Here is a 26773-nt window from a genome sequence, read left to right on the forward strand (position 1 = left end):
GGCTATCCTTTAACTTTATTCAAAACTGCAAGCGCAGACCGTTCCATCAGCTGAATTTCTTCAAGCAATGTTTCTTGCTGCTCAGTAGGTATTTTTTTTATATTGAAAAGCGACTCAATGCGCGGGATCGGGATGCCTATATGAATCACCCCACCAAACCCGACGCCGAGATCCCACTGACTTGAAAGATTCTGGGAAAACATCATAAAAACTGCCCAGTTATCCTCATGGATACCAAAGTCGGCTGGAGGTGGGCTTCTTTTTGCCTCCCACTCTTCAATCACTTCAGGCGGTGCCCCCATCGCCTTGAGGCTGGCAATGACTCCATCATCGACCTGACCAAACACATCAGAATCATCTTTGTCACCGCCAGCCCAAAGCCTGGCCGCCTCAATTAGTTTTTTTGTTTAGCGCCGTATTGCGTTGTCCAAAATGCTTCTGCAAGCGCTTTCAATACTTGCGGAATACGCATCATGATTTCCAGGTTGTCAGCACTAAAATCAAAAACAGTGCCGTCATCAGAAGAAATTCCTCCCCAGCCGGTTACAGCCTGGCGCAACACTTCAGGCTGGCTTAGTTGCCTAAAGCCCCCTTTACCATCGTCACCTTCAAGTTCTAGCACGCTGTAACGTTTGAATTTCACACTGAAAGTTGACTTATCTACGCTTCCGCCATCATTAGGAATTTCTACTGATACTGAGGTTTGATAAGTTGGTGTTAAGTCGACTTTAAAAGCCATGGTTTGAACCTCTATAAATGGAAAACCCGCCAAGTGGCGGGTTTCTCTGATTGATTGTTTATTTAAATGTGAGCATCAGCTCATCGTTGCCCAAGTTCGGCTGCAGGATCAAGCCCAATGGCAACATGGCAACGCCACCATCATCATTGATGGTGGTGGTCGTTACCCTTACTTTCGGAGCGGTCAGCTGCACGATGTTGCCAGCAACTGTGCCATGCACCATATTCAATGAGTCTAAGGTTCCGAGGTTTGAAGCATTCCACCAATTCTTGGTGGCCATGCTGTCATACTCAATGGTTGCATTACCAGTTGGCTTACGATCAGTGAATGCCACCGCTTCAGCACCGATATAGTTGCGGTACTCAATAACGTTGGCCATATCGATACTCAACTCTTTAGCTTTCACATTTACACCATGCAATGTGAAAGTTGGCGTATTCACTTTATTCACGCCCAGCGGTGCTTTAAAGGCAGAGTAATCCAAGCCACTCAAGTTTGGCGTATCGGTGATCACCGCAGCATAACCAGTGTATGTGTATGTGATCATTGGAATACCGCCTGCACTCAGACTAAACGCAGCGCTTCCTTTGCAACCGACCATCTTATGCAACACTCCATCCAGGTAACAATCAATCGTGGCTGATTTCTGGTTAGTGGTTAACGGCACATAATCCACTTTGGTGCTGGCAGTAATAGTTTCAGAGAAGCCGGACGATTTCAGCATAGGCGCATGTTTTGGAGGCGTTGCCAGTGTGCCGGATCCAGCCAGCTCAACAGAAAAGCTGATCTGCGAATAACTTGAAATCTGAACGTTCCCCGTGTGGCCAAAGAATGGCTGGATATTGTTACGGTCTGCAAATGTGGCATTGATAGGAGTTGGCTGGACACCACTCACTAACATGACATCCGTTGCCAATGGTGCTGCATCTGTCCCTTCAATTGTTTCTAGCTTTACAGCAATCAGCATATTCCGCATCAGTTTCATGGTGTCTTAATCCTTTCCAGGCAATAAAAAAAGCCACCCGAAGGTGGCTAAAAGTTTTAAAAATGTTAGTTAGTCAATGCGAGTACGTTTACCGCTCTCATCAATCATGAAACTTCCCCCCTGCCCGGCGAACTCATCAGTAATGATTTCCAGATGGGAAGCATCTGTTATGCCATAAGCTATCAGCTTTTCTTTCATGGCGTCCTGAGTAAGTCCAGACGTCTGGACAGTTTCTTGAGTTTTTTTCATATAAGCTCCGTAAGTTAAGTCCGCATGCGCAGAGTGTGGGTTGAATAGTAAGCAAACAATTCCGGCAGATCCTCAAAATCAGCATCACCAAAATCACCGGTTTCCAGAAATTCAGGCCTTAATTCAATGGCGTCCATGATCGACCTGGCCAAAGTGGTGACCGCTTCTTTTGTTTCAGCAAAAAATGACAGTGTCACCAGGTGGCGATCATAACCACCGCCTTGCACCCATGTTGTTTCAGGCGTGGTTTCCACATTAAAAACGATTGCAGGGAATGCTGAATCATCCGGAAGATCTACCGCCCAGACATTTGGTAAATGTGGCTCAATCGTGGCCAGTAGCAATTCCTCTATTTTCATTTTCCAGCCTTCAGCAGCTCTTTATCTAACACTTTACCCATCTGTGCGATTGCCTCATTGTATTTTTGCTCTGCAGCATCTTTTAAAAATGGTTCAGGTGGAATAGATCGTGTCGCAGCACGACCCTTATTTCTCAAAGATGACGCAGTAGTTTTATGGCCTTCGTGTACAAATCTCCAGTAGAAAGGATCGTTTTGCCTGAATACACGAATCCGGCCATTGGCGCGCTTTAAAATGATCTTGCTGTTCAGCTTTTGCTTACGAGTCAATTCGCGTCCATGACGCACGCCGACGTTATACTGGATAGTATTTGCCGGCGCCTTAGTCTCCCGTTTAACAGCTATATTATTTAAAAGCGCTTTAGTCCGGACCAAGCCCTTAGTCATTACGTTTTGCCTGGCTTGACGCTTGATAACACCGGCAGCTGATGCAACCATCCGACGCCCTGTTTTTGTCTTGATATCGTCATCCAGTGACTTGAATTTTTTTACCAAGTCAGCGACCCCGATAATCGCATCAGCCATTCGTGCCACCGGTATCGCATGTGATCACAAGCCACCGGCTCTTCTCTTCAAAATTGTTGATATGTTTGAGGTTGTAGATTAGACCTTTATGCAGAATCCTGTAGTCAGTCGTAGTTAAACCAGGACGATATCGGATAGTGAATACTGATCGAGCTTCCCCCACCACACCACCGAGGGCTGTTGCTTCTCGCTCGTTGCCACTTAAATTCACCTTTTTAGCAGAAACCTTTTCCAGCCAAACCGACCAGGTCTTTACCTTACCGCCAAGCCCACCTTTGGTGATCTGATTTTTCTGGATAGTGATTTTCTGGTTTAACTCTCCGGCTCCTGGTGCTGGCATTTCAGGTCCCTATCATTTATATGTGCGCACTGAATCGAGCAAGCGATCCACAAAGGGCATTTCTACAAAGCCAGATTCAGCATATGCCTCACGATTTTTAAAGGCCTGAGCGACGCGCAAACAAATCCAGTGTTTAACCACATTAGGGACTGTGTCAGCGGTATAGCCTGCAACAAATCTGATCTTGATTGGATTAATCACACTGGATGAAACAGCCGGCCAATTCTGACCAGGCATTAAGGCAACCGAATGTGCCATACCGTAATCATCCAAGCCATAAACGGTGTTATTCAACGTTTGCTCTACCCCATTCACATCAATGTATTTAATTGAAGCAATTGATAATATTGGCGTCAAGGGCAAACCAATATTGCTCAAGCTAAAGCTATCCAGCACACCTTCCCAGGTCTGATCAGCAAAGGCACGACCACAGATATGTTCCGCATGTTCACGCGCAGCGGAAATTAGTGCCTCAAGCAATATGTTTTCCGAATCGATATCATCGTCAATTTCAGCATGCTTGCGGACGAATTCAACGGTTACCGGTTCGGTTTGAGGTGCCTGGATTAGTTTAGTTTTCATGATTAAATGCCAAAAAAACCCGCCGAAGCGGGTTGATCACTCAGATTAAACCTGTACAGAATAGTGACTTAGTTCTTCAGTCACACTCAATGATTTTGTTACTTGCTCATCTAATTGGATAATCAATTCATAATCACCAGGCATAATTTCCACATCAATTAAATTACACTCAGCAATTTGTAGCGAACCTTCTGAAATTAATTTACCGGCTTTATCTTTTAACTGATATTTCGGCTGAACTGCCTGCATGATGTCATTGAAAATAATTTCTAGAATTTTCATAATTTGCCTTTATAAATAGTTGGAAATTAAAGCCGCAATGTTGTCACTTGCCGCCCGGCCAAAGTGGATCAGGTCCCCAAATCCAACATTGGCTGGATCTCCATCCGGGCTGTAAAAGGCATTGGTTCCCATATCAATACGAATCTGTTCAATATCCGGGGCACCAGTGATAACTTTTGTGACGGCTAAATTCTGAATCCAGGCGTTGTGTGCGTCGATTACCGCCTTGTATGTAGGGTTTCCTGCAAGACTGCCCGTTAATGGCCATGTTGTAACATAAACATCTTTCACCCCGACTTTAAATGCAAGGTCAATACAATCCATCAATTGCTGCTGAACGATCAATGTATCGAAACCGGTTGGTGTGCCAGTGTTGTTGATACTGTACCCTTGTAAAAACAGCTTTGTAGGTACTACACCAGCTTTGAGAGCCGAGATAACCTGTCCCAAATATTCGTGTGTACGGTGCGCTGCCATACCGCCGTTGTAAATCGTATAAGGTTTGGCAACAGTAGATTTTTGGAATACAGCTTTATTAGCCCAAGAAGTCCAGCCCTGAATACTATTTACACCGACAGTTACAGATATGTTATTTAGCGTGCTCTGATTAACTGACAGGTTGTATACCGCGCCAGATTTACCATTCTGGCCAGATGCCAAGCTAGTCACAAAAACGGTATTGTTATCAGCATGACTTGCCTGTCCTGAGAATGTCAGGGGCTGACCTGGTGAGATTGGGTATGGAGACGGTGCACCGCCCACTGTTGAAGTTATGTCTGCAAGTAGCGTCATTGTCGTGCCAGTGATATTGCACTGCACGGCATTGCTTGGGCCGTAGTCAAACATATATTTATTGTGCGCGCCAGTACTGTCAGTGGCTACCATGACCCCAACCGGATCAACACTTGAATCATATCCATACTCAGCAGCGATATAGAAACCGGTACCAGCGTATAAGGTTGTCGGCAAGTTTGTGAAATCACCAATACCGTCAGCGGTGGTTTTTAGCGTCTGAAATTCAGGGCGGAAATATGGTGAAGCATCAAGGCCTAGTGTTGAGCGTAAAAGTGAATTATTCATGCGGATCATATCGATACCGGAGGTTGCACCTCGTGACCCACTCACAGTTGCATCATGGTAAATACGCATCAAGATGTTTGCATTACCGTTATCATCAGGTGTAACTGTTGGCAATGATAACCAGGCACTCGGCTTATCTAGGGCACACTCAACGTTTGAAGTCGCGCGTACCTTGGCTGCAGTACACTTGTTCGTTTTTTGACCTGGTGCACTATTAAAATCTACAGTACGCCAGCCGTATGGGCTACCTTGAGTGGCTGCACTATTATAGGAAACGCCACCAACTTTCGGAGTGTACAGATTGTCTGACGTATCATTTGCAGTTACCTCTGTCAGCGCAACAGCAATTTTTAACCCCTTCACCCCCTTAGACCAGCTCATGCTTCCCGAAGTAGTTTGAGAATCCTCTGCAGTATATGTAACGCTAGTTCCGTCAACTACCGAAGCCACAGGATACCAGCCCTCTAGAGCTGCTCCGGAGGTTGGAAACGCATAGATCAAATCACCGGCAACAAACCCTTTTGTGTATGTTGTATTGACAGTTACTTGGTTACCGGACTGAGAGTAAGCATCACCTGAACGAATAAATTTATGTGTAACATAAAAACGAACTTTATTCGGACGACCAGATACTTTCCGCTTAATGTAAGTAGTACCTGTAAATGAACTAGTTTCTGATATAAATGAAGATATGTTGCTACCTGCTGAAGGGAATGATTTAGAGATGCAGGCTTTGATTGTATTTACGTTGAGTTTTATTTCTTGATTATTCTCATCATAAATCTTGCCGTTGCCTACGCCCGCAACACCTATTATGTTTGCATTTGTTTTTTGAACATCAGACAACACTGATTTAATTGCCCCACTCAAAGGTGGGAGCCCGCCAGTACCATACAAATCGCGCGTTGCGAAACCAAGGTTTATCAAACGATCCTCTTCCTGTGTCGATAGTGCGCTGACTATTTGTCCTTCTGAGTTACCGTTCCAGGCTTTTGTAAAACGAACCGTCATGATCTTTTCCTTAATTTGTTAAGGTTGAAAATGAAAAAGCCCACAAGTGAGTGGGCTTTTTGAATTTAAACCTAAATTATTTATTGCTGGATTTCTTGGCCTTGGCTTCAGCTGCGGCCTTATCAGCGGCATCCTGATCAGCTTTGGCCTTGGCTTCAGCTGCTGCCTTATCAGCGGCATCCTGATCAGCTTTGGCCTTGACTTCAGGATCTGAGGCTTCAGCTAATTGCTGGTCCTTTTTAGTTGCGTACTTGGCAGCCTTGCAATCATTCACCAGGTGCAGTGCAAATTCTGGTGATACATTGAATTTATCATCAGTACTGTATGAGCCAAACTGAGCCATGGACCCAGTGGTCAACATAATCACTTGAACCAATGCTTTCATCATATTCTCCGGTAGATATAAAAATGGAGGGCACTGCCCTCCATTGTGAAATTACGCTGGTACCAGATCGCCGTAGCGAACTGCTGCAGGACGCTCTACAGCAAGCAATACTCGACGCTCTGCACGAACTGTAATCAAGTTGCGCTGGAAGTTGTCAGTGTCGGAATCAGACAGCTCAATGACCACACCTTCACGGATGTACAAAGTAGCAGCCATAGCCAGGCTGGCCACCAAGAACTTACCAGCAGTGATTGCATTGCTTGAAACGACCGGCACTCCAAACAATGCTGGTACCACGTTGTCACCAGGATCACCCAACAAATAGCGACCAGTAGAGTCTTTTGCCAAGCGTAGCGTCCACCAATCTGCAGGATTCAAGATAATGACATCTGCAGGATAATCAGCCGCCTCGCAATCACCTAAAGTTTTACCAATCACATCGAAGCGATTACTTGGAGACAAGCCCAGTGCAGTTAACGCAGCTGCTGTATAACCGTGCGCAGTAAAGTTACCTGCTTTGGTGAAACCAGACATATTTGGAGCAGTACCGTTGCCGGAAATAATCTGATTCTCAACACGAAGATTCACACCGTAGATCATGCGTAGATTGATGTACGCTGCAAGTGCAGGATTATCCTGAGCAAGCTGTTTGGAAATTTTAAGGAAATGAGCAATAGTGGCTACAGGCTCATTCATTAGTGTCGTTGTGATACTACTTTCAGGCTTAACGTTACCCTCAGCTACTTCAGCAGCGTTATTCGTGAATACGTTTTCACGCACATATTCCACTGCATTTTGGGTAGTTGGCAGTGTATTAAGGTAACGCTCAAGAGTCAGCTCACGAAAGGCACCGCCGACGATCCCAGGCCTGCGATCAGTGAAAGTGTTGCCGACAGTATTAGTAATTGTGTTTTTAACTTCAACACGCGCTTTCTGTGCGTTACCAGATGCGAAGTCTTTGTATTGATCAGACTTGATAAACAAGTCACCAGCCAGTTCCACCTTTGGCTCTTCTTTTGCAGCAGTGGCTCGCTGTTTGATTTGCAGCAACTCATCAGCCAATTCTTTCTGCTTCAGGCCTAACTCAGTGAGTGCGTCATTGGTTTCTTTAGTAACCTTACCGAGCTCTTCAAACTCTTTCTGAGACTTAGTATCGTAAGCACTCATTTTTGTTTCGATCTTGTCCAACTGCTCCAGGACAGGTTTGAGTGCTGCATCGGATTCGAAAAAGATAAAGCCCTGTTTGACTAAGGCGGCAAATAAGAAATTATGTGCAGTATGAGCAAGACTAACTGCAACCCCTAGAGATTTTTCATATGCCATTGCTGGAGTACCAATCGAGGCAATTGCGAGGCCGATCAGTGATGTAGACAGTTTTTTCATTTTCATTTGTTCATTCCTTCAGATAATAAAAAAGCCGCTCAAGGCGGCTAAAATTTAATGAATGTATTACTCAGGTACTTTGAATTTGCTGAGTCTCTCTGCAAGCAGATCAACTGATTTTTGGTCCAAACCATTATCAGCCTCGCGCTGATTGAGAATGATCTTCGCCTGGGCGACCAACATTTTGGCGTGGTCACGACTGAGATTACCTACATCTCGCAGATAATGCTCAAAGTCTTTAATTGTCTCGATGGATTTGATCTCATCGCCATCGAACTTGATGCTTGTAACTTCAGATAAATGATTTGCTGGGGCACCTACAATCGAAATCTCTTTGAGATATTCATACTCGTGGATCAGGCGCTGACCTTTAGTATTAATCTCAACACCGTTTTTGCTTGGCCTTGCACCAATCGATAACCCTTTCACAAGGTTTCGTTTAACAGCCCAATAAGCATCACGGCCAGTGGTCATTTCCATAACAATCGAGCTTTGACCAAACAAACCATAGTGGTCTTCTTTTAAGTCAGTCCAGCTTCCAATGGGCAATTGACCTTTCAGCCAACCATGATTCACATAGAGATCAACTGGATCGCCAGCCTTGATAACCTTGGCAAAAGCGCCTGGCATTACGATTTCATTTTTTGAGTCGACCACATTGAATACATTGCCATACCCACTGAAAGTACCTTCAGTCTCAGCGAATTTAATATCGCATTTATCCAGGTCTAGGTCACTGAGCAATAGTTGCGGGTTCATTTGTGGCTCCTGATGGTTTGACTTTACCCAGCATATCTACTGGTAACAAATTCGATTGAACGGTGAACAGCTCACCGCCGGCATAAGGCTCATCATTTTCAAGCTGGCGGACCTCATTGCGATTCTTAAGTGCGTTTTGCACCTGCTTGGCATAGATCTCGACACGATCTTTCAAACTGGCCCTTAATAAGGCATCCATGTTGTATTCAGCCGTTTGGCGTACACGCTGCGCCGAAGTCATTACGCGCTTGCGTATGGCTTGCTCAATATTGGTTACATCCGGACGCACTGTAAGTTTGTAGAAGCTGTCGATAATGTCGCCACTTGAGCTGCCGAGTGTAGTGGTACCTTCGGTCTGGTTTAACAAAATGCCAGGTATTCCCAGCCAACGACCAAGCTCTTCAACCGAATACTTGCGGGTAGATAAAAGCTCAAGATCTTCTGGAGATAGATTGATCTGCTGATACTTCATATCAGCTTCTAAAACATGCAGCCTGGACAAGCTGCCCTCAGCCATTTCGGAAAAATTAACCTTAAGTGCTGCACGCTGTGTCTTATCTAGAACACGGTCAACCATTAAGACACCAGTTGGTTTTCCACCGTTTGCAAACAGCTTATTGGCTGCATTCTGTGAATTTTTAACTTCACCAATAGTAGCCCGCATGTAATCCAGCCGGCTCAAACCAATAGTGCCATTACCCATGCCCTTAATGTGCAGTACATTCTCGGACGCTAGCGCAGCAACATCGGTGCCGATGCGGTAGAAATAAACCTCACTGCCATCATCAAGGATTCGCAGCTCTACCTGGTCTGCAGGCATAGGCCACAGCGCCTCAGCAATACCAGTCTCAGGATTTCGCTGGATTCTGGCATAAGCATTACCACGTAATTTCTCATTCAGGCGCATTGCCGTCCAAAATTCAACGGGTGTCATGCGGCTATTAGGTGATTCATGCAGCAAATACCACAGAGCGCTATCTCTAGCCAACGTCCGTTTGCCATTCACATTGTCATAGACCATGATGGGCATGGTGGCCACGACGCTTGCAAGTATCTCCAGGCCGCGATAAACGGCTGAAATTTGCAATGCAGCATCCACATTGGTAGCTGGCACATCTTCAACCAGAGATACACCTGGTAAGTTTGATTGCGTTCCTTTGGCTGCGCCGAGTGCAGAACCGCCAAACCGGAAATAGCCATACAGCTGTGTGAGGTATTTATTCATCCGGTTATCCGACTATAGGATCATTTAAAAAATCATCTAGGTTGCCAGCCGTTTCACCTAACATGGCTCGACTGTGGCAAGTGATTGTTGCACTGGCGCCGTCAATTTTGTTTTCCTCTCGCGACTTGCGCGGGAAAATATTTTCATTGGCATCTTCATAGCACTCGACGTTGGAAAGCATCCATTGGAATGCCTTGTTATCGTCAAAGTGTGCACGGCCATCATCGACCAATGCCTGAAGGTGCTTCATTGGAGGGCTTAAATAACCTGTCGTTTGTGGGACATCAATGACAGTCATACCCTCTTTTTCGAGGTTAGAACCCATCTGGGCGCTGTTCCACTGATCTTTAGCAAGTTCTTCTACATGAACAATCTCGCAGCTGGCGAGTATTTGCTCCTGGATCAACTCCAAATCTGTCATATTCCCAGGTGTTTGAATGATGTAACCATCTTTCACCCAGCCCTGATAATGGGTATTTTTGGGATCCTTCACCTTGGCTTCAGGTAAATAATTCCGACTGATGAAGTAATAGTGAGTCTTGCCCGCAATCACTTCATCAAATTCGTACACCACACTGGTGATATCCGTTGTGCTTCCTACGTCTAACCCTATGCGGCAGGATCTCCCCCGGAATTTTTCCAGTGTTAAAGTGCTATCAATACACTTCAGCAAATTTGCCATGTTCAACCAAGGACTGCGAGCTGCCACCCAAATATTCAGGTGCTTGGTCTTATAAGTCATCTGTTTCCGCGAATCACTCTTTGCGGAATTCAATGATGCTTTTAGAATATCGGCGTTGACCGACACACCATAGTTTGGGTTTGCTTTTATCAGTGCAGCTTCAGTGGTCCAATCATCTTCCGGATCAATCCCAAAAATGATACCGAATCGACGTTCATCAATTAACGTGCCTTCGAGAATCTTCTGGAGCGTCACCTGGTGCGCATGACACGGACCGCTCAGGTCTGACCCTGCAGTAGTGATCATCAACACCATCGGCTGAAGCCTGGCACCCATACCCGAGCTGCCGGTGTCGTACATTTTCTCGGTTTTGTGTTCGTGGTATTCATCCACAATCCACAAATGGGGCGATGCGCCATCGCCTGGATCGCCAGTAACGGCTTCAAACTTACTGAAAGTCTCTGTTACTGAAAGGTTTTTAGCTGACCTGACAACCCCATAATACGAACAAAACTCAGGGCTTGATGCCGCCATTTTTTTTGCGGGTCCGAAGACTTCCTGAGCTTGCTTTTCACTTGTAGCACCGTTGTAAACCTCAGCACCATACTCACCATCAGCAGTTAGCATGTACAAGCCTATCGCAGCTGCCAAAGTCGATTTAGCATTCTTGCGAGGGACCAGAAGATCTACATACAAAAACCGGCGCAATCCGGATTCACGATTTACCCATCCAAACGAACAAGCCAGGAAGAAAATCTGCCAGGTTTCTAGGAAAATTAACTCGCCCCGGGATGCCCACTCACCCTTGATGTGAGGCATTTTCTCGACAAACATGCACACCTTCTGTGCTGGCCGGTACTCCCTACCGGTTTTGTCTGTCAGATATGGGTTAAAAACATAAGGGAAATCAGAGCTCTCCGCTTTCTTAAGATCAGCTAAATGCCGCTGACAAGCAAGACGATGGTATTTGTTTGAAACAATTTTGCCGTCGACTACATCCTGGGCGTATTGCGTGGCAACTGCCCCAAAATCCTTAACCATAAATTAACCAATATTGGCGAAACCACCACCGGTATCAGGCTGATCATCAAACATATCGCGGTTCAATCTGGTGCTCGGAGTCACACGTCCACGCGCAGCGGGAGTGAATCCAAAATTTACTAATGCTTGCTGCAGCGTATAAATCAACCGGCTGCGCATCGCAATATAAGGCGAATGAATGATGTTACCGTTGGTTGTAAACTCTACCAGGCCGTCACCGCCTTCATAAACCTCGCCGCGTGCCTCAGCATCCAGGCGCTTTTTCTCATAGATAGCCATACGACGCTGCAGCTGCTCTTCAACAAAAACCAGCAGGGCCCATGATTGACAATAAGCAGCCAGCGCAGCCCGATCAAGTTTTGAAATTAATCCATATTTTTCCAGCTCCGGAGTAATCCGTTTCCATTCTTTCCGGGCCTCTTTCAGCAGATGATTAGGGCAACCAGGTATTTCAATTTCGGGCTGGAGCGAGTCAGTTAAATTTGCGATCGGCGTTTTGCTGGCACCGCGCAAGGCATGAACATTTGCAGGTAAAGAATTTGGACCGCGTGAACCTGTCATTTTTTTACCTCCAAATCGAAATTATTTTGTAAAACTTAGCCTGGGATGGATAACCCCACCCCCCCCCTATGCCCTAAAACTCCCGCAGAAAAAAATCTGGTTAGGCATACGGTCTAGAGCGGAATAGTTCAGGACTTTTGACCCGCCCTACCCCTACCGAAGCCGCCGTCTTGTGTGGCAGTTTTCTTGTCATGGCATTGCTTGTTCATTGCCATCCAGTTGTTACGATCCCAAAAAAGACTGCGTGCTATCGCAATTCTTTCCGGATCACCACTCTCAATTGCGTCACCTAACTTGTGAGGAATGATGTGATCCAGCACTTCCGATGGCCTGACACGAATGTTTCCAGCCTCGCAATCAGGGCATTCACACAACGGGTGCTTACCTAAGAAACCCTTGCTGGCTTGCTGCCACTTGTAGTCATATCCACGCTCGCTACTAGTTAAACGGGTTTCTTCAACCTGCTTCTGTTTAACCTTGGTATGAAGCGGGCAATAAGCACCATCCGTTACTAAAGCCCGACACCCAAACTGCTTACATGGCTTGGGTGATCTAGTGGGCATAGAAACGAAAAAACCCGCCAGAAGGCGGGTTATTGGACGGACTGATTAACAGCTTGCCAGAATCGTAACGAAAACCGGCAAAAGGTGCAAGCATTATTTTAAATGCATATCCAAAGGCGCAAGGAAGTGCACCCACCATATTGGTTGCTGGTCCGGTTCTGAACATGGTCCAACCAAGCCCGCATTACTAGGATGAGGGTCATGTATGATTTCCCTGTTACGAGCAATAACCACATGATTAACTCCCCTTGCTCCAAGACCTGTAAGCATGTAGGTAGTATCAGGATTCCAGGAAGTCATACACTCCAGCAGCCAATCAAGGGTAACTTCACCAGTAATGGGGAAGGATATCTCCTTATAACCCCAACCTAATAGCCAATTATCTTTGGCATTGTTAAAAGCTTTAATATCGCCGTAATGAACTCCGAAGTTTGGCACTTGCTCTACATCAGGGAAGTCAAGCAGGCAGGCATAGCAAGTTCTCAAACAATCACCGAACTGACCGTTTTCAGGATCATGACTGTATAACTGTTTGTGGAATTTCATGCTGCCTCCCTTTGTCCAGACGTCTGGACTCGCATCGGGATCCCCGCAGCCAGGTCGTTAAGCAGCCCGAGTATCTCTTTCTCACCAGCTTTCAAGCGATTGTCATAAGTACGGACACAACACCCGAGTCGTCTAGACTTATCTTCTTTGGTACCAATACCGCAATAACAAATGATCACTGCTTCTTTCAGTTCATCATTCAAAGCACACACTGCCTTGTCGACATCCAGGCATGCCGAGTCCATCTCAGGCGTCCAGAAGCCCCCACCCATATTCTGCTTAAAGAATGCAACATGCTTAGGCCAGCCCAGGCCACCATCCTCACGACGCAAACGCCAGACTGACCACATAATTAACTGATCCTGTACAAATGAATATGTCATAACTACCCCTTCAATTTATAAAACTTGCAGCTAGGTCCAATATGCGGCACCCGCTTGTGATTCTTTTCCGCTTTGTCATTGCTGCAATACCACCGATTTAAAGCTGATACAGCATGGTCACACCCTCGACACCCTAACTTGTGCAGCTGATCATTTTCGACAATGGTTGCAGGATCCTGCCGGTAATATCGTCCTGGTAAATCTGCAGCCATTACCGTTTTTTCCTATTAGCAAAAATATTAATCCGAGCGGCCACCTGGCTAAGTCCGACATAATCATCAACCGATAGCACAGACATGCGTTCTACCAACCGATACACCCTGGTTTTAACTTCCTTGCCACTTTCCAGGTCTTTGGCATAAATCACCTTGGCACTACCAAACAAATCAGGAAAATTTGTCCGCAACTCATCAATCAAGGCCGCACTGGCTGGCAAGTGATCTGCCAACTCGCTTTGCTGCTGGCTTTGTTCAGCCACAGGCTTGAGTGGTTTATCAAACTCACCAAATTCGCTCATGTTCCACACCTTCCAGACCTAACAAGCAAGGTATGGAACCCTGAAAGCCTTGTATTTCCTTGTTGTTCCATACCTTCCAAACCTTCCATACTGAAATTGGATATGTACACACGTGCGTGCGCGCGCGTATGTGTGCGCCTGTGCATGTACGTGTGTGGAATGGTGTGGAAAGTGTGGAAGGTATGGAAACCCCGCGCCGTTACTGGCTTGCAGCCTTCCATACCTATCAGCCTAGGTGTGGAAGGTGTGGAGCTTCTAACGTCATAACCAAGGGATATCGTCATCGAACTCTCCTGGTAAATCTGCTGGATATCTATCATCCACTGGACCTTGCTGACTCGCTTCAGCGCCGGTATCCGACGTCGCCTGTTTTCTTTCTGGAGGCTTGTACCAAAACCGGTGTTCACTGTTGCGTTTTTCTACTCGCTTACAACCAAGCTGGCGCAGTGCATTGCCTATCCTGGTCTGTATGTCTCTGCCAATCCCCTTGGCATCAATATTTAATCCTTTCGTTGCTGCATCAAACAGGGTGAATTCAGGGTGCAGTTCACTACCACGTTGAATAACCCACTCTTCCAGGCCATCGATGTAGCTTTCATGAATCGTGCGCTGCAGTTGCTCTTTATCAAACAGAGTTTCCTGCTCTTCAGGCGTCGGCCAGTAGCGCTGCCCTGCCATCACACGCGCATAGGCTTCGGCAAAGAGCTGCTCTCTGACTTCTTTTAAACCTTCACCATCGATGTGAATGGAAACCTCAACTGGCCAGAAGCGTCGACCACCTGTCGGGTCTTTATTCCACTCCCAATCATTCACCGTACCGGCGAAGATCACTTGCCGTGGCACGCGAATCTCACGCCTGCCATATACTGGCCGGTACTCATCATATTTGCGGGAAAGGAAAGACTTCTGTTTACTAGCCTCAGCTTTAGCCAGAGCGCCCATTTCGCTGATCTCATAGAGCATCTTGCCGCGCAAGGCACTCATTGCATCTTTGTTGTGCAGATCCAGGTCGGTATCACCAAACCAAGGTCCACCGATAATTTCAAGCGCGGATGACTTCTTGCGCCCTTGCGGCCCTTCAAGCACAAGGCAATAGTCAAACTTACAGCCCGGGTCAATCACCCGCTTAACCATACCCATAAAAAACCAGCAACCAACACGCTGCGTGTACTCGTTATCAGCCACGCCCATGTATTGGTTCATCCATTTAAGCAGGCGTTTCTTGCCATCCCACTTCAAACCTTCCAGCCATTCCCTAGGTGGGTTTACCACATTATTTCTGGCGGCTACTTCGACAGATTCCGCAACGATGGAGCTGGAGACATTGAACCGCCATATCTTGGTGATCCACATCGCCAGGCGCGCATCATCCTGCGCATCCCACTCGCCAGCCACGCCCCTGTTATTCCAGAAAGGTGGCGGCTTTAATTTCACAACACGCTGAGCGAATTCATCAAACGCCAGCACACCCTTCCAGCGACTATCATTTTCAAGAATGTCCACGATGTTAGCCAGGCACGGCGTCAAGTCACCGTTCTTCCGGAGCATGCATTTAACCCACTTCGGAGTTTCATCCTCTTCCGCGTCAGCGGGTTCAGCGGTTAATTGCTGTTTTGAGTTATCAGCAACAAGGGTTAGAGGTGGACGTGTATTTGTGATAAAAGCGGTAAGCGCAGGCGCGTTCATTCCATCGGCGTGAATAGCGTCATAAATATCCCAACCATCTGGTTTTTCTCCAGGCTTTGGTATATCTACCAGATGAAATTCTGTTGATGGATCCAACGCCATTAACTTCTCGCGGATCTTAAGCATCGCTTGCATGCCCGGCTGCTTTGCTTCAGGCAATAGCGGTTTGCTGAGAGGGTCTACACCATCTTCTTTTTCTTTTTTGCTTAACTTTTCGCGCTTCGCGTCACAGTCAGCGAATGCATAAATTTTGCGGCCAGCCAAGGCTAACCAGTTAACTTTATCAATCGCCTTGCTGCCACCAGGCCAGCTAACAGTCACTCCTTGAAGCATGTCGCCAGGTGCGTCGGCGCACTTTTCCCCTTCTACCAGTACCACGTAGGCATCGGGTTTTGCTGCAAGCCTATCCAATCCATAAATAGGGCGATTAGGCTCCTCCCATTGCATCCAGCGCCATTCACATTTATTCGTCTGGTCGTTTTTGCAATAAGTGAGCGGTATAGTCTCTTTGCCACCATCAGATGTGTTAAATCGATACACATATCCAAGCAGCTGGCCATTTTCGTCAAGGTAAGCCCACTTGCTATCGGGGAATCGACGATGAGGGTGCGCTTCCGGCGCCGGTTCAGCATTCACAGGCACCGGCAAAACAGGGTGCCAGGGTGATTCCTCTTTGGGTTTCGATGGCTTAACTTTTGAAGGGTCGACAATCGGCGCTTTACGCTCACGCGTTTGATTAGCATCAATTCGGCAACCATCCGGCAATCTAAAGCCGATCTGGTCGGCAACCTCGAAAGCTGCCTCATGCTGATCAAGTCCGTTTAAGTATGCATAAAGGCTGATCAGGTCATTACCGGCGCCATCAGTGGTGGCAAAGTCCCCCCACTTCCCTGTGCGCATATTGATGCTGAAAGAGCCGACCTTATTGTCAGCTCGCAGCGGGTTCGTTACTTTGTATTCACCTGACTGCTCTTTTCCGCCTGGTAACCAGTGGTTAAGCAAGGTGTCAATTGAATTGAGTGCTGCGCTGGCTATCTCACTAAACGGAATTGGTGTGAGTTTCGCCACTACTTAACGCCTGCTTCAACAATTGCTTTAGCTCGGGCGACTGATGAAACAACATCGTCAAATCCCCTGGCAATTTTCTTAAACTCTTTACGGGTGATCTGCTTGTCACCATAGGCTGTTTGATAATCGGCACACGCCTCACCCAATTCGCGTGTGATGTCCATAAACGCTTCAGATACATTAATGCGATTTTCAGAAACTGCCGGCAATACAAATACCACTGCATTTGCCTTAGAAGCGTAAAACTGTGAAACCTGAAGGTAAAGATTATGGACTCTAATGATGGCCTCAGTTTGAGACTCATTAAGTTGATCAGCTGGGTAATACGGATTGAGTTTGTTATTTAAAACTTGCGCACTCATCTTGTTTGCGCGAGTGGCATTGATGGCAGCAAGAGCTATCTCTAGCCCATGAGGTATTTCAGCAACCAGCTGCTGTAGTAATGCGGTCAGTTCCACATGTGCCTCCCAAAAATTACACGTTTTTATTATTAAAATTCACTGTCAAAATCCACCCATCAAAAAAAGACCGCCCCCAGTCAAAAGACTAAGGGCGGTTAAGGGAGGATATATATGCAAGTTCGCCAACCATCAGCAGACCCACGCGGCATGATTCAAAAACCAGGTTCATGCCAGACCTGTTTAAAGGGTGGGCAGCCCCTCTGCTATTATTTGGTTTCCACACACAAATAATCATCAAGGAGCCACCCGTGACTGAAGCGCAGAAGCAAGAGCTATCCCTAAAGATTGTTCAATTGAATGGTGAAATTTCATCAATTGTTCATGCCCTGATGCAATTACCTGCGGAAGCACAACGGCTGCCGCCTCACGCAAGCACGATTCACGGTCTGACACAGAGTCAACAAAGCTTGCAGAAACTCCAGCAAGCAGTTTCGCGGTTAAAGTGACCTCTATGCCAGCGTGGGTGAAGCTAAATGAGAATTCAATGTCATCGGCAATGAAAGCATTCATCACGCAACCTGCTTTCTTAATTCAGCTGGCAAACCGTCTTCGGGGTGTGGATATAAGTCAGGGCGTAATTCATGAGGAGTCACTATCCAATCTCCCGCTTGTGAGACAACAAGCACATATCCATCACCTACACGATGATTAAACCTATTTATCCATGCACCCACAGTCGACTGGGTTATTTTTTTGGATGCATCAAGTTCAGTCACACGATCAGCAAGTGCTGTTTGTGAGCCGCAAATATCGATAACTTGTTCAAGAGGCGTTTTCATGGAGGAAAATAATACCATAGTATTAATTAAAATAAATACCCCAGTATTAGAAAAAAATACTGATTGGGTATTAAATCGGGATATGAAATTCTCAGAGCGAGTTAAGAAGGCAAGAAAGTACGCCAAGATGAGTCAGGAAAGTTTGGCTTTAGCAGTTGGTTGCTCTCAAGGACTCATATCTAAAATTGAACGCGGCGAGCAAGAAGAGACTGCTTATGTGGTTAAAATTGCCAGAGCCTGCAAAGTCAATGTCGACTGGCTTGACGCCGAAACCGGGGAAATGGCTGAGCCAGACTTTCACTACCCGCCCAACTCCCCAGAATCTAAAGCCCTTTCAGTGATGCAGCAAATGGATGAAGCTACGAAGTACCAGGCAGTGAGATTACTTAATTCACTTGCTGAACCAGTCGACTCAAACGGTCACACCAACTCACAATAAAATATCGATATTACAAATTCAACTAAATCTTGATTTTGGATCTGATTTAATCAAATTATTGTTATGTGTATTTATTAGCCTGTATGAATCATTAGATTATTGAATATCACGTAATACATAAACAATAAAAAACCGCCTCTGAGCGGTTTTTTTGCATAAAAAAATAAGTAACTTGTGACTTATTTAATATCAAATTAATACTTTAGTATTGACACAATTAATACTTTAGTAATATTCTGCAACCACTTTACCACTACTGGAGTGTTGAAATGGGTGCAGCTGCATTGAATTGGATTCACGACACAAGTCTTGATCAGCATCATGCTGATGCTTGGAATCATGCCTCATTAGCTACTCGTGCAAAGCTTTTAAAGCAAGCAACCAGAGATCCATACCAGAAGCATCTGGCCTGGGAATCACTACCTGAGCTTGTACGCGCAGATGTTATCTACGCGATTGACCATCAAGAAAAAGCGGACAAGCCCAAAGCGAAACATCACAACATTGCAGCCGATGATCCACGCCTTTGGTGGAACAAGGACAAGGTGTGACTATGCATGCAAAACACATTGCATTGGGCACCGGCATCCTCACCCTCACCAGTTGGATCCACAAGGACTTGCTTGATCAAGAATATGTTGCACACCTCGGGATAATTCGACTGGGACAAGGTGGCATTGGCTTTCAGGCTGAGTTCAATCTCGGTTTACCAGAATCTCAAAACCTCATAGAGGCACTGCAGCAGCACATCAAAAACATAGAGCAAGCGACTGCAGCGCTTGCTGTCATCCAACAACAGGAGGCCGCTTGATCATGTCACTTCGTGAAAAATTACCACTAGGGATACCGATTGAAACTGTCCAGACGTCTGGACTAGAAATACAGCCCGACCCTGATATCAGCGGCATGATAGTCAGTAGACGTGATCAGATTAAGAAACTTGCAAATTCTACAGTCTTCATCACCTCTGTCGAGTGCTCAGATGGGCTTAATAACGCAGACAATCGGCGTTTCTGGCCGCTGGAGACCACAAAGAGCATTCGCTGGTTGGCTACGGCGAAATTACGGGAGCAGTTACTTGCCGAGGCTAATGCTAGGGTAGACGCTAACAAACGTAAAGGTGAGTTGCTAGATACCACCGATCCACTTCCCTTAACCGATTTTGGAGCCATCAAAGGTGTACTCATAGGTATACCACTCGGCGCATTTAGCCTTGCTTTGGCCTGGGGTATTGCTAAAGGCGGAGTTGCCCTATTCACTTGGATCCTGATCGGCATGGAAATCTTGCCATTGGGGGAAACATGGTGATGCAAGCCATCCGCGCCTGGCGTGCCTTTGCACGTCCATTCAAATCAGTACGGCTATATCTAACCACCCGCTACTCATTCCGCCTGGCTTGGCAACAAGCCGCCAGGTAATTAATTCGCCTACCTTTAAGGACTTACCATGCTTGAAGCTTTAAAACTCGACAGCGTTTTACCTAGCCCAACCAACCCACGCAAGCGGTTCGATGAAAAGGACCTGCAGGATCTAGCCACAAGTATCAAAGAGCATGGCGTCATGCAGCCTATCCTTGTGCGGCCTGTGCCTGGTTTATTTTCACATTATGAGATTGTCGCCGGCGAACGTCGCTGGAGAGCTAGCAAGCTGGCAAAGCAAGAGACCATCCCCGCCATTATTAAAGAGCTAGACAACATCGAGACCATGCAGCTGCAGATCATTGAGAACCTGCAGCGTTCAGATCTGCATGCACTTGAAGAGGCTGAGGGCTTCCGTCAAATGCTAAATGCTACGGCATCAGATGAACACAAACCGTGGACAGCTGAAGAGTTAGGCCAAAAGATTGGTAAATCACGCAGCTATGTCTATGCCAGCCTAAAGCTTTGCGACATGAGCAACTTTGCCAAAGATAAATTTTTAGAGGGCAAGTTTGGTCGTGAAACTGCACTTCTTATTGCGCGTATACCAGGTGAAAAACTCCAAGAACGTCTAGTGAAAACAATTGCAGAGAGTGAATTATCATTTCGTGCAGCCAAAGATTACATTCACCGCGACTTTACTTTCGACTTAACCAAAGCAACATGGGATAAGTTCGATGAAACCGTCCTTGTAGGCGCTCCCAGTTGCGCAAAATGCCCAAATCGTAGCGGCAATTATCCTGAGCTACATCAAGATATCGAGAGTCCAGACGTCTGTACTAACCCTACTTGCTATTCATCAAAAAAAGCTGCATATGCAGATCGCGTTATTAAAACCATGCCTCGCGTTATACACGGTGAAGAGGCAAAGCAGATTGCCCCTTATGGCATCGACGTTTATGTAACCAATGGCTATGTTAAAGACATTGGTAACGTAATGGTTGATGGCAAATATCCAGCTAAAGAGTTGCTTGGTGATGATATTCCAGAACCTTTCACGCTCATCGATGAAAAAAATAACCTTGGATTGGTATATCACCGAGAAGGAATTATTGAGCTAGCCAGAGTAAAACTTGAAGAAAAAATAGCATCCGGAGAATTTGAATCTGCAACAAATTCACAACCACGGACAACAGGTTTATATGAGAAGAAGAAGGCCCGCGCAGAAGAATTAAAGCCTGTGTATCAGGCATATTTTAAAGAGCGCATGGTGCAACTGCGCGACTTGTTTGCTGCAGATGACATTGAAATTAAACAAGCCATTATTAGTAAATTCGATGACTCAACACTTTACGGTCAAGATCGAGACCTATTTTTTGATGCCTTCAACCATGCACACATTGATGAGTTCACGCTGCATGAGCTAATAATTTCTGCAGCATTTCTGAATGTGGCAGACAGTTTTGATATTCAACCGCACCATATCGATGAGAACTTGACACTGGATGCTGACTATTCTTCTATTTTTGATGATGCCCAAGCCCTCGAATTAATGACCGGAGTTGCTTTACCCCCTTTGCCTGCTGCGCAAGCGCAAGAATTAAACGCCGAAAGCCAGGATGAAGCACCTGGCCAGCCCGAGGGCGAAGCGCTACCCGAAACACCGGCCGAGGATCCTGCGGAGGCGGTCGAAACGTCTGCGAATGAGGACATCGCGCCTGGCGCGCTGCCTTATATTTTACCGGCCGAAACGGCCGTAGACCCCACTCCCGCTGCGCAGGCGAGTGAATCTAACGCGGCTGATGCTCCGCTATCCGGTTTTGATAAAGCTAGGATCAAGGGTGAAAAAGAAGCTGCGCGAAGAAAAGCACTCAAGGACAAAAAGGTGTCCGGCCAGCCGGACGCACAACCAGGCGCTGACCAAGTGGCCAGCGCAACCCCTGCCCACTACTTAACGGATGAGAAGCATTAACCATGGCTGAGCAACAAGAATTACCAGACGTAACGACCGAGCAGGCAATTAAGTCATTGCGCGCCATTTTGCCAGCCGGTTGTTATGTCCTTTTTACCCCTCACGATGCCATGTTTGTGTCTCCGGATCCGGCTGACATTAAACGCTGCATTGATATTTCAACTAGCCACACTTAGGAGAGTCAGCAATGAGCGATATTGATGAAGCAATAGACCAAGCATTTAACGAATGGGTTAGTACCCAGGGCTTGGAGAACATGACCAACAGGGATATCTATGATGCTGGCTTCCGTCATGGCCATGAAATCGCTAAAGAGAATGAGGATAAGAATGCTTGATCAACCCATGACCTTTTACGGGCTGAGATTGGTGGAGTCACCGATGCTTCCATTTCAGAGATTGAAAATTTCAAGCAACTGCCCTATGACTGAAACATATCGATCAGAAATAAATAAATGGCTGCTCGATATGTTTGGCACTGTAGATACCATTGTTATGGAGCAAGAAAATATGATTGTTATGAGTCCTGAAGCCATTCGCAAAATTAGAAGCCATGTAAAGCTTCAAACTGAGCTCAGGGACCAACTTGTTCACGATGTTATTAATGGAACGGGTGCATGCAAGCCTATTGGATTTTTCAAGACTGGCCGGTGAACATTGCCTTTTCAATTAAATGTATTTTTGGTTTATTCGTAGGAATAAGATATGTTTTTATCCAAAGATGAATTAGCCACACTCACAGGCTGGAAACATAAAGCTAAGCAATGCGAGCAGCTGCGCCGGCAAGGCGTGGCATTTCGCGTTAACGCACGTGGGGAGCCTATCGTCTGCAGGTCAGCACTTGAAGGTACTACAGAGAAAAAACAAAAGGCCGACAAGCCTGCTTGGCAATCTGCAATGTCAGCTTAAATAAGGGTTGTTTAAACAATGGGAAGAAAACCGACCAAGAATCTTAACCTACCGGCACACATGCGGATCCGCGAACGTGGCGATACAGTTTATTACTATTACGACGCAGGCGGCAAGCCACGTAAGGAGATCCCGCTCGGCAAAGACTATGTGGCCGCAGTGCAAAAATGGGCAGAGCTCGAAGGTGGAACCAAGAAAACAGAATTCAATTTCACTGACCTGGAATTCAAATACACAGCTGAAGTGATCCCTAAAAAAGCAGCGCGCACCCAAGTCGACAACCTTCGCGAAATGAAGTCACTGCGCACATACTTCTGTGATCCGGATCCAGCACCACTGCAAGGCGTTACACAAATGCACGTCCGCAAGTTTTTGGACTGGCGAACAAAGAAAGGCACCGAAGCCACTACACGTGCCAACCGTGAAAGAGCCCTGCTCTCTCACATGTTTAACATGGCCATCAACTGGGGAATGTATACCGGCGTAAACCCCTGTACAGGCGTCCAGGGCTATACAGAGACTGGTCGAGACGTCTACATAGAGAACAATATCTTTGAGGCAGTCTATGAATCGTCCTGCCAACCATTGCGCGATGCATGTGACCTGGCATATTTAACCAGCCAACGCCCCACCGACGTGATCACCATGAGCGAGACTGATATCAGTGATGAAACGCTCGCTGTTACCCAGGGCAAAACAAAGTATAAGCTCCGGATCCGCATCGAGGGCGAGCTCGAGCAACTGATCAAACGCATCAAATTGCGCAAGTCAAAACACAAGGTCCGGTCCTTACGTCTGATCGTCAATGAATACGGCCGGCCGCTAAGCAGAAAAGCCATTGAAGAGCGCATGAAGAAAGCCAGGACAAAGGCAATTAAGAAACACCCAGGGCTTGAAGAGCAAATCAAAAACTATCAGTTTCGCGATCTACGTGCCAAAGGCGCCACAGATAAAGCAGACTTGGATGATATTCGCGCAGCCCAACAACTGCTCGGACATAGTAATATCTCAATGACAGAGCATTACGTGCGGAAACGGAAGGGTCAGAAAGTAGGCCCAACCAAATGATTTAAACTCTATAAAGCTTATGTCTTTTTAACAACTGTCTATTTGCTTGCTTCTTTTAGTTTTTGTAATCTATATTCTGCATTTAAATCACTAATTTTTTTAGTTCTCGATTCATCGCCTAACGGATAGTTACTCAAAATAATGTCCACAGTATCAGGAGTATATTTATGATTTGGATTCTTTCCATGCCATGAGTGGTGATGGTGCTCTTTAGTATTCAAGTTTAGCTTATGGAGTATGGGATCAATATAATTTGCGGAAATGGATACTGCCTTACATACAGCGGTTTTCGTCATCGTATATTTTTCGCCCGGATCAACAGCCTTCTCGACCTCTACTCCACGGCTAAGAATTACTTCTCTGGTAACATAATAAGCTTTTTCACTATTACCCTGATCCTCAGTGAATTTCCCTTTTCTAATCCAATTTATTCTCTTAGCAGTTTCAGTACTTACATATATTGAACTTGATTTTCCGCTACCAGAAAAATCATGTGCATTGACAATTGCGGCTTGATTAATACCAACTTCATTCATCACAGTTATGTTCTCAACAAGTGATTTAAAGTAACTTTGAATTCTTTGATCTAGTATTGTCCGTAATTCCGAGTATCTAATCTCCTCACATGAGGAGTCATATCTATAATAAATTGCGCCTTCTCTGAGCAATTCCTTATCAGGACCTGTCTCCATTTTCTGAATTAATCTCTTTCTGCAAATTATTGGTTTATTAAGTGACTCTTCAACGGCCACGTACATTATTTTTTTACCTGCAAATTCGACGGTATCTAAAGAAATATTGATTTCAGGTTCGAAGTACTGTCTTAGAGTATCCGAGATTATTTTACTTTCTGGCTCCGGTCCATTAAAGCCTTCAATCGTATGAGGCTTGTCTCTAATCCCAAAAAAGATAACACCTCCGCCTTTATTTGCAAATGAAACTAACGTTTTTGCATACTTCCAAATTGACCCTTTTTCGAAAAGAAGTTTAAATTCCCGATGTTCCCCTTCATGATTTTTAACTAATAATTTCTCTTCATCAATTTTTAATTGTAGTAGCTTATTTTTCATTGGTTTTATATCTCAATTATTGAAGCATGATTTAAATTAGTTATCATTTTCCGCCCCATTTATTAGACGAGTTTGTTAATAATAAATCAATGAATTATTGTTCCGCAAAAAAATAACAATCAAGCAAATACGCGGGTTTAAAAGGTATAGTAATCAGAATTTTGCGGAATCAAAACCAGCTTGCAGCCCGCATAGAATATGGATTTAACACAGGAACTGTTAATCCGTAGGTCCCTGGTTCGAGCCCAGGTTGAGGAGCCAAATAAAAAAGCCTTGTAGAAATACAAGGCTTTTTGCTTTTCTAGTCTCTACATTTTCTACGCGTTTCTATGCTTGCGGTTTTTCTGCTGCCAGCATCTCACAAGCCAGTGCACCTACATCACGGACTGCTTTTTCTATCACCAAAGTCCACAGATGGCTGAAGTTAAGCCTTATGTAGTGCGTCAGTTCTTTCCTGAGTGAAAAAATCGTACCTGGCGCAACCGTGATGCCATTATCGATGGCGGCACGATAGAGTTCCAGCGCATCCAGCGCTTGAGGCAGCTTTACCCAGATGACGTAACCGCCCTTGGGCACAGAAAGCTCCGTACCTACCGGAAAGCTCTGTTCGATCACATTACGCATCAGCACATAGTTTGAACGCAAGGTATGACGTAATTGTTTGAGATGCTGCTCGAAACTATCGCGCTGCATGAATTTGGCAATTGCGATTTGCGGGGCTGAAGTCAGCGACAGGCTGTTCAGGAACATCAACCGCTCAACTTCTTGCCGGTAACGGCCAGCAGCCATCCAGCCAACGCGATAGCCTGGGGCCAGCGATTTGGAGAACGACGAGCAATGCAGCACCATACCGGTACGGTCAAAAGCCTTGGCGGGCAAAGGCGCTTGCTCGCTGAAATACAGTTCCCCATACACATCATCTTCAATCAGCGGAATCTGCTTTTCTGCAAGAAATTCCACTAAGGCCTGTTTTTTGGCATCTGGCATCACAAAACCGAGCGGATTCTGGAAGTTGCTGGTGAGGATAACGGCAGCGACGCGCACATTGTCGGTAACGGCACGTAACGCATCCAGATCAATACCGGAGTCTGGATAAGTGCGGACCTCAGCCACTCTCATGCCCAGGCGCTCTACGGTGTGGGCCAGCGCGTAGTAGCCTGGGGATTCCAGCGCGATGGTATCCCCTGCTTTGGCCACGGCTTGCAGGCAAAGGGTGATGGCTTCGGTAGCCCCGTGCGTGATGACGATATCGTCAGGCGATACATCCATGCCATTGGTAAGGTAACGCCTGGCAATCTGCTGGCGTAGCATTTCATTGCCTGGTGGCAAGTCGCTAAGCACGCCCCACTCACCCTGGTCATCGGTCAGGGCTTTTTCATACTGGTGGATTTTCTTGAGCGGAAACAGTTGCGGATCAGGGAATGGCGAGCCTAACGGCACCGTACCGAATTCGCGAATGGATTTGAGTGTGGTGAGGACCAGTTTGCTGGCATCGACTTCGGATAGATTGATATCTTTTGCCAGAGCTGAAGTTTGTTTCTGTTGCAGGCGTTTGCGTGGAGTGACGTAATAGCCCGATTGCGGATGGCTGCTGATCACGCCTTCCTGTTCCAGCAGTAAGTAACCACGTAAAATCGTACTGATGCTGAGACTATATTTTTCGCTGGCCTGGCGGACTGAAGGGACTCTGTCTCCCGGTCGCAAAACGCCTTCATCTATCATTGCGCGTATGCGGGCGGCAAACGAGACATAAAGCTTCATGGTGGTA

36 protein-coding genes are annotated in these 26773 nt (G+C 46.1%); 10 read left to right on the plus strand and 26 right to left on the minus strand.

What is annotated here, in order from left to right; translation table 11 throughout:
* Nucleotides 1-2 precede the first annotated feature (2 nt).
* The 24 genes from ASG24_RS01380 to ASG24_RS14305 all read right to left on the minus strand — a co-directional run bounded on the left by ASG24_RS01380 (nucleotide 3) and on the right by ASG24_RS14305 (nucleotide 18190).
* Nucleotides 3-347, minus strand: coding sequence for a DUF1799 domain-containing protein (locus ASG24_RS01380; RefSeq protein ID WP_055867007.1), 345 nt, complete (start codon nucleotides 345-347; stop codon nucleotides 3-5).
* 47 nt (nucleotides 348-394) lie between these two features.
* A complete protein-coding gene (locus ASG24_RS01385) occupies nucleotides 395-739 on the minus strand; it encodes a hypothetical protein (RefSeq protein ID WP_055867010.1) in 345 nt (114 codons plus the stop codon).
* Nucleotides 740-797: 58 nt separating this feature from the next.
* Entirely contained in the window at nucleotides 798-1724 is a 927-nt protein-coding gene (locus ASG24_RS01390; protein WP_055867013.1) for a hypothetical protein, read from the minus strand.
* A 69-nt stretch (nucleotides 1725-1793) separates the two neighbouring features.
* Entirely contained in the window at nucleotides 1794-1973 is a 180-nt protein-coding gene (locus ASG24_RS01395) for a hypothetical protein (RefSeq protein WP_055867017.1), read from the minus strand.
* Between the two features lie 14 nt (nucleotides 1974-1987).
* Nucleotides 1988-2332, minus strand: coding sequence for a DUF3168 domain-containing protein (locus tag ASG24_RS01400; protein WP_055867019.1), 345 nt, complete (start codon nucleotides 2330-2332; stop codon nucleotides 1988-1990).
* Complete coding sequence (locus ASG24_RS01405) at nucleotides 2329-2856, minus strand: HK97-gp10 family putative phage morphogenesis protein (protein ID WP_055867022.1); 528 nt, start codon at nucleotides 2854-2856, stop codon at nucleotides 2329-2331. The genes ASG24_RS01400 and ASG24_RS01405 overlap by 4 nt, the downstream gene beginning before the upstream one ends.
* The gene (locus ASG24_RS01410) at nucleotides 2849-3196 is read right to left on the minus strand and encodes a head-tail adaptor protein (RefSeq protein WP_055867025.1); all 348 of its coding nucleotides are present in this window, start codon (nucleotides 3194-3196) and stop codon (nucleotides 2849-2851) included. Before ASG24_RS01410 ends, ASG24_RS01405 begins: the two co-directional genes overlap by 8 nt.
* A 12-nt stretch (nucleotides 3197-3208) precedes the next feature.
* Complete coding sequence (locus tag ASG24_RS01415) at nucleotides 3209-3778, minus strand: phage head-tail connector protein (RefSeq protein WP_055867027.1); 570 nt, start codon at nucleotides 3776-3778, stop codon at nucleotides 3209-3211.
* A gap of 45 nt (nucleotides 3779-3823) precedes the next feature.
* Complete coding sequence (locus ASG24_RS01420) at nucleotides 3824-4060, minus strand: hypothetical protein (protein ID WP_055867029.1); 237 nt, start codon at nucleotides 4058-4060, stop codon at nucleotides 3824-3826.
* 9 nt (nucleotides 4061-4069) lie between these two features.
* Entirely contained in the window at nucleotides 4070-6151 is a 2082-nt protein-coding gene (locus tag ASG24_RS01425) for an SGNH/GDSL hydrolase family protein (RefSeq protein WP_055867032.1), read from the minus strand.
* A gap of 76 nt (nucleotides 6152-6227) precedes the next feature.
* Nucleotides 6228-6539, minus strand: coding sequence for a hypothetical protein (locus tag ASG24_RS14730; RefSeq protein WP_200936956.1), 312 nt, complete (start codon nucleotides 6537-6539; stop codon nucleotides 6228-6230).
* A 48-nt stretch (nucleotides 6540-6587) separates the two neighbouring features.
* Nucleotides 6588-7925 (minus strand): phage major capsid protein, encoded by a 1338-nt coding sequence (locus tag ASG24_RS01435; RefSeq protein WP_055867038.1) that lies wholly within the window; start codon nucleotides 7923-7925, stop codon nucleotides 6588-6590.
* A 60-nt stretch (nucleotides 7926-7985) separates the two neighbouring features.
* Entirely contained in the window at nucleotides 7986-8678 is a 693-nt protein-coding gene (locus tag ASG24_RS01440; protein ID WP_055867040.1) for an HK97 family phage prohead protease, read from the minus strand.
* On the minus strand, nucleotides 8653-9903 hold the full coding sequence (locus ASG24_RS01445) for a phage portal protein (RefSeq protein WP_055867044.1): 1251 nt from the start codon (nucleotides 9901-9903) through the stop codon (nucleotides 8653-8655). The genes ASG24_RS01440 and ASG24_RS01445 overlap by 26 nt, the downstream gene beginning before the upstream one ends.
* 4 nt (nucleotides 9904-9907) lie before the next feature.
* The gene (locus ASG24_RS01450) at nucleotides 9908-11626 is read right to left on the minus strand and encodes a terminase large subunit (protein WP_055867046.1); all 1719 of its coding nucleotides are present in this window, start codon (nucleotides 11624-11626) and stop codon (nucleotides 9908-9910) included.
* 3 nt (nucleotides 11627-11629) lie between these two features.
* Nucleotides 11630-12187 carry a phage terminase small subunit P27 family gene (locus ASG24_RS01455; protein ID WP_055867048.1) on the minus strand — a complete coding sequence of 186 codons (558 nt, stop codon included), beginning with the start codon at nucleotides 12185-12187 and terminating at the stop codon, nucleotides 11630-11632.
* Between the two features lie 128 nt (nucleotides 12188-12315).
* A complete protein-coding gene (locus ASG24_RS01460; RefSeq protein ID WP_055867051.1) occupies nucleotides 12316-12750 on the minus strand; it encodes an HNH endonuclease signature motif containing protein in 435 nt (144 codons plus the stop codon).
* Between the two features lie 93 nt (nucleotides 12751-12843).
* Nucleotides 12844-13296, minus strand: coding sequence for a hypothetical protein (locus ASG24_RS01465; RefSeq protein WP_055867053.1), 453 nt, complete (start codon nucleotides 13294-13296; stop codon nucleotides 12844-12846).
* Nucleotides 13293-13679, minus strand: a complete 387-nt coding sequence (locus ASG24_RS01470; RefSeq protein WP_055867055.1) for a hypothetical protein — start codon at nucleotides 13677-13679, stop codon at nucleotides 13293-13295. The genes ASG24_RS01465 and ASG24_RS01470 overlap by 4 nt, the downstream gene beginning before the upstream one ends.
* 211 nt (nucleotides 13680-13890) lie before the next feature.
* Nucleotides 13891-14196: a hypothetical protein gene (locus ASG24_RS01480; RefSeq protein WP_055867060.1), complete on the minus strand. Its 306-nt coding sequence runs from the start codon at nucleotides 14194-14196 to the stop codon at nucleotides 13891-13893.
* Nucleotides 14197-14457: 261 nt separating this feature from the next.
* On the minus strand, nucleotides 14458-16950 hold the full coding sequence (locus tag ASG24_RS01485) for a VapE domain-containing protein (protein WP_055867061.1): 2493 nt from the start codon (nucleotides 16948-16950) through the stop codon (nucleotides 14458-14460).
* Complete coding sequence (locus tag ASG24_RS01490) at nucleotides 16950-17408, minus strand: phage regulatory CII family protein (RefSeq protein WP_055867066.1); 459 nt, start codon at nucleotides 17406-17408, stop codon at nucleotides 16950-16952. The genes ASG24_RS01485 and ASG24_RS01490 overlap by 1 nt, the downstream gene beginning before the upstream one ends.
* A 237-nt stretch (nucleotides 17409-17645) precedes the next feature.
* Nucleotides 17646-17921 carry a hypothetical protein gene (locus ASG24_RS14545; RefSeq protein WP_156376499.1) on the minus strand — a complete coding sequence of 92 codons (276 nt, stop codon included), beginning with the start codon at nucleotides 17919-17921 and terminating at the stop codon, nucleotides 17646-17648.
* Nucleotides 17921-18190 (minus strand): YdaS family helix-turn-helix protein, encoded by a 270-nt coding sequence (locus ASG24_RS14305; RefSeq protein ID WP_082487950.1) that lies wholly within the window; start codon nucleotides 18188-18190, stop codon nucleotides 17921-17923. Before ASG24_RS14305 ends, ASG24_RS14545 begins: the two co-directional genes overlap by 1 nt.
* Here ASG24_RS14305 and ASG24_RS01505 point away from each other — a divergent pair.
* The 10 genes from ASG24_RS01505 to ASG24_RS01540 all read left to right on the plus strand — a co-directional run bounded on the left by ASG24_RS01505 (nucleotide 18189) and on the right by ASG24_RS01540 (nucleotide 23935).
* Nucleotides 18189-18629, plus strand: a complete 441-nt coding sequence (locus tag ASG24_RS01505) for a helix-turn-helix domain-containing protein (RefSeq protein WP_055867073.1) — start codon at nucleotides 18189-18191, stop codon at nucleotides 18627-18629. The genes ASG24_RS14305 and ASG24_RS01505 overlap by 2 nt on opposite strands.
* A 269-nt stretch (nucleotides 18630-18898) precedes the next feature.
* Nucleotides 18899-19180 carry a hypothetical protein gene (locus ASG24_RS01510; RefSeq protein ID WP_055867078.1) on the plus strand — a complete coding sequence of 94 codons (282 nt, stop codon included), beginning with the start codon at nucleotides 18899-18901 and terminating at the stop codon, nucleotides 19178-19180.
* Between the two features lie 2 nt (nucleotides 19181-19182).
* A complete protein-coding gene (locus ASG24_RS01515; protein WP_055867087.1) occupies nucleotides 19183-19440 on the plus strand; it encodes a hypothetical protein in 258 nt (85 codons plus the stop codon).
* 2 nt (nucleotides 19441-19442) lie between these two features.
* Entirely contained in the window at nucleotides 19443-19937 is a 495-nt protein-coding gene (locus tag ASG24_RS01520; RefSeq protein ID WP_055867090.1) for a hypothetical protein, read from the plus strand.
* Between the two features lie 138 nt (nucleotides 19938-20075).
* Entirely contained in the window at nucleotides 20076-21959 is a 1884-nt protein-coding gene (locus ASG24_RS01525) for a ParB/RepB/Spo0J family partition protein (protein WP_055867091.1), read from the plus strand.
* Nucleotides 21960-21961: 2 nt separating this feature from the next.
* A complete protein-coding gene (locus tag ASG24_RS14550; RefSeq protein WP_156376500.1) occupies nucleotides 21962-22135 on the plus strand; it encodes a hypothetical protein in 174 nt (57 codons plus the stop codon).
* Between the two features lie 11 nt (nucleotides 22136-22146).
* Complete coding sequence (locus ASG24_RS14555; protein WP_156376501.1) at nucleotides 22147-22296, plus strand: hypothetical protein; 150 nt, start codon at nucleotides 22147-22149, stop codon at nucleotides 22294-22296.
* Nucleotides 22297-22381: 85 nt separating this feature from the next.
* A complete protein-coding gene (locus ASG24_RS01530; RefSeq protein WP_156376502.1) occupies nucleotides 22382-22612 on the plus strand; it encodes a hypothetical protein in 231 nt (76 codons plus the stop codon).
* Nucleotides 22613-22663: 51 nt separating this feature from the next.
* A complete protein-coding gene (locus ASG24_RS01535; protein WP_055867096.1) occupies nucleotides 22664-22867 on the plus strand; it encodes a DUF4224 domain-containing protein in 204 nt (67 codons plus the stop codon).
* An 18-nt stretch (nucleotides 22868-22885) separates the two neighbouring features.
* A complete protein-coding gene (locus tag ASG24_RS01540) occupies nucleotides 22886-23935 on the plus strand; it encodes a tyrosine-type recombinase/integrase (RefSeq protein WP_055867101.1) in 1050 nt (349 codons plus the stop codon).
* A 38-nt stretch (nucleotides 23936-23973) separates the two neighbouring features.
* Here ASG24_RS01540 and ASG24_RS01545 read toward each other — a convergent pair whose 3' ends face one another.
* Together ASG24_RS01545 and ASG24_RS01550 are read right to left on the minus strand one after the other, a co-directional pair.
* Complete coding sequence (locus tag ASG24_RS01545) at nucleotides 23974-25005, minus strand: helix-turn-helix domain-containing protein (protein WP_055867104.1); 1032 nt, start codon at nucleotides 25003-25005, stop codon at nucleotides 23974-23976.
* A 327-nt stretch (nucleotides 25006-25332) separates the two neighbouring features.
* On the minus strand, nucleotides 25333-26766 hold the full coding sequence (locus ASG24_RS01550; RefSeq protein ID WP_055867107.1) for a PLP-dependent aminotransferase family protein: 1434 nt from the start codon (nucleotides 26764-26766) through the stop codon (nucleotides 25333-25335).
* Nucleotides 26767-26773 lie beyond the last annotated feature (7 nt).

This window comes from Methylophilus sp. Leaf414 (assembly GCF_001425425.1).
Lineage (GTDB): Bacteria > Pseudomonadota > Gammaproteobacteria > Burkholderiales > Methylophilaceae > Methylophilus.

Coding starts and splice junctions, on each gene's coding strand:
- ASG24_RS01550 (WP_055867107.1), bottom strand. CDS start 26,766: ATGAAGCTTTATGTCTCGTTTGCCGCCCGCATACGCGCAATGATAGAT.
- ASG24_RS01480 (WP_055867060.1), bottom strand. CDS start 14,196: ATGAGCGAATTTGGTGAGTTTGATAAACCACTCAAGCCTGTGGCTGAA.
- ASG24_RS01455 (WP_055867048.1), bottom strand. CDS start 12,187: ATGACAGGTTCACGCGGTCCAAATTCTTTACCTGCAAATGTTCATGCC.
- ASG24_RS01525 (WP_055867091.1), top strand. CDS start 20,076: ATGCTTGAAGCTTTAAAACTCGACAGCGTTTTACCTAGCCCAACCAAC.
- ASG24_RS01470 (WP_055867055.1), bottom strand. CDS start 13,679: ATGACATATTCATTTGTACAGGATCAGTTAATTATGTGGTCAGTCTGG.
- ASG24_RS01440 (WP_055867040.1), bottom strand. CDS start 8,678: ATGAACCCGCAACTATTGCTCAGTGACCTAGACCTGGATAAATGCGAT.
- ASG24_RS01540 (WP_055867101.1), top strand. CDS start 22,886: ATGGGAAGAAAACCGACCAAGAATCTTAACCTACCGGCACACATGCGG.
- ASG24_RS14545 (WP_156376499.1), bottom strand. CDS start 17,921: ATGAATGCTTTCATTGCCGATGACATTGAATTCTCATTTAGCTTCACC.
- ASG24_RS01515 (WP_055867087.1), top strand. CDS start 19,183: ATGCATGCAAAACACATTGCATTGGGCACCGGCATCCTCACCCTCACC.
- ASG24_RS01415 (WP_055867027.1), bottom strand. CDS start 3,778: ATGAAAACTAAACTAATCCAGGCACCTCAAACCGAACCGGTAACCGTT.
- ASG24_RS14305 (WP_082487950.1), bottom strand. CDS start 18,190: ATGAAAACGCCTCTTGAACAAGTTATCGATATTTGCGGCTCACAAACA.
- ASG24_RS01420 (WP_055867029.1), bottom strand. CDS start 4,060: ATGAAAATTCTAGAAATTATTTTCAATGACATCATGCAGGCAGTTCAG.
- ASG24_RS01450 (WP_055867046.1), bottom strand. CDS start 11,626: ATGGTTAAGGATTTTGGGGCAGTTGCCACGCAATACGCCCAGGATGTA.
- ASG24_RS01400 (WP_055867019.1), bottom strand. CDS start 2,332: ATGAAAATAGAGGAATTGCTACTGGCCACGATTGAGCCACATTTACCA.
- ASG24_RS14730 (WP_200936956.1), bottom strand. CDS start 6,539: ATGATGAAAGCATTGGTTCAAGTGATTATGTTGACCACTGGGTCCATG.
- ASG24_RS01445 (WP_055867044.1), bottom strand. CDS start 9,903: ATGAATAAATACCTCACACAGCTGTATGGCTATTTCCGGTTTGGCGGT.
- ASG24_RS01510 (WP_055867078.1), top strand. CDS start 18,899: ATGGGTGCAGCTGCATTGAATTGGATTCACGACACAAGTCTTGATCAG.
- ASG24_RS01465 (WP_055867053.1), bottom strand. CDS start 13,296: ATGAAATTCCACAAACAGTTATACAGTCATGATCCTGAAAACGGTCAG.
- ASG24_RS01425 (WP_055867032.1), bottom strand. CDS start 6,151: ATGACGGTTCGTTTTACAAAAGCCTGGAACGGTAACTCAGAAGGACAA.
- ASG24_RS14550 (WP_156376500.1), top strand. CDS start 21,962: ATGGCTGAGCAACAAGAATTACCAGACGTAACGACCGAGCAGGCAATT.
- ASG24_RS01520 (WP_055867090.1), top strand. CDS start 19,443: ATGTCACTTCGTGAAAAATTACCACTAGGGATACCGATTGAAACTGTC.
- ASG24_RS01530 (WP_156376502.1), top strand. CDS start 22,382: ATGACTGAAACATATCGATCAGAAATAAATAAATGGCTGCTCGATATG.
- ASG24_RS01545 (WP_055867104.1), bottom strand. CDS start 25,005: ATGAAAAATAAGCTACTACAATTAAAAATTGATGAAGAGAAATTATTA.
- ASG24_RS01390 (WP_055867013.1), bottom strand. CDS start 1,724: ATGAAACTGATGCGGAATATGCTGATTGCTGTAAAGCTAGAAACAATT.
- ASG24_RS01460 (WP_055867051.1), bottom strand. CDS start 12,750: ATGCCCACTAGATCACCCAAGCCATGTAAGCAGTTTGGGTGTCGGGCT.
- ASG24_RS01505 (WP_055867073.1), top strand. CDS start 18,189: ATGGAGGAAAATAATACCATAGTATTAATTAAAATAAATACCCCAGTA.
- ASG24_RS01410 (WP_055867025.1), bottom strand. CDS start 3,196: ATGCCAGCACCAGGAGCCGGAGAGTTAAACCAGAAAATCACTATCCAG.
- ASG24_RS01395 (WP_055867017.1), bottom strand. CDS start 1,973: ATGAAAAAAACTCAAGAAACTGTCCAGACGTCTGGACTTACTCAGGAC.
- ASG24_RS01535 (WP_055867096.1), top strand. CDS start 22,664: ATGTTTTTATCCAAAGATGAATTAGCCACACTCACAGGCTGGAAACAT.
- ASG24_RS01435 (WP_055867038.1), bottom strand. CDS start 7,925: ATGAAAATGAAAAAACTGTCTACATCACTGATCGGCCTCGCAATTGCC.
- ASG24_RS14555 (WP_156376501.1), top strand. CDS start 22,147: ATGAGCGATATTGATGAAGCAATAGACCAAGCATTTAACGAATGGGTT.
- ASG24_RS01405 (WP_055867022.1), bottom strand. CDS start 2,856: ATGGCTGATGCGATTATCGGGGTCGCTGACTTGGTAAAAAAATTCAAG.
- ASG24_RS01385 (WP_055867010.1), bottom strand. CDS start 739: ATGGCTTTTAAAGTCGACTTAACACCAACTTATCAAACCTCAGTATCA.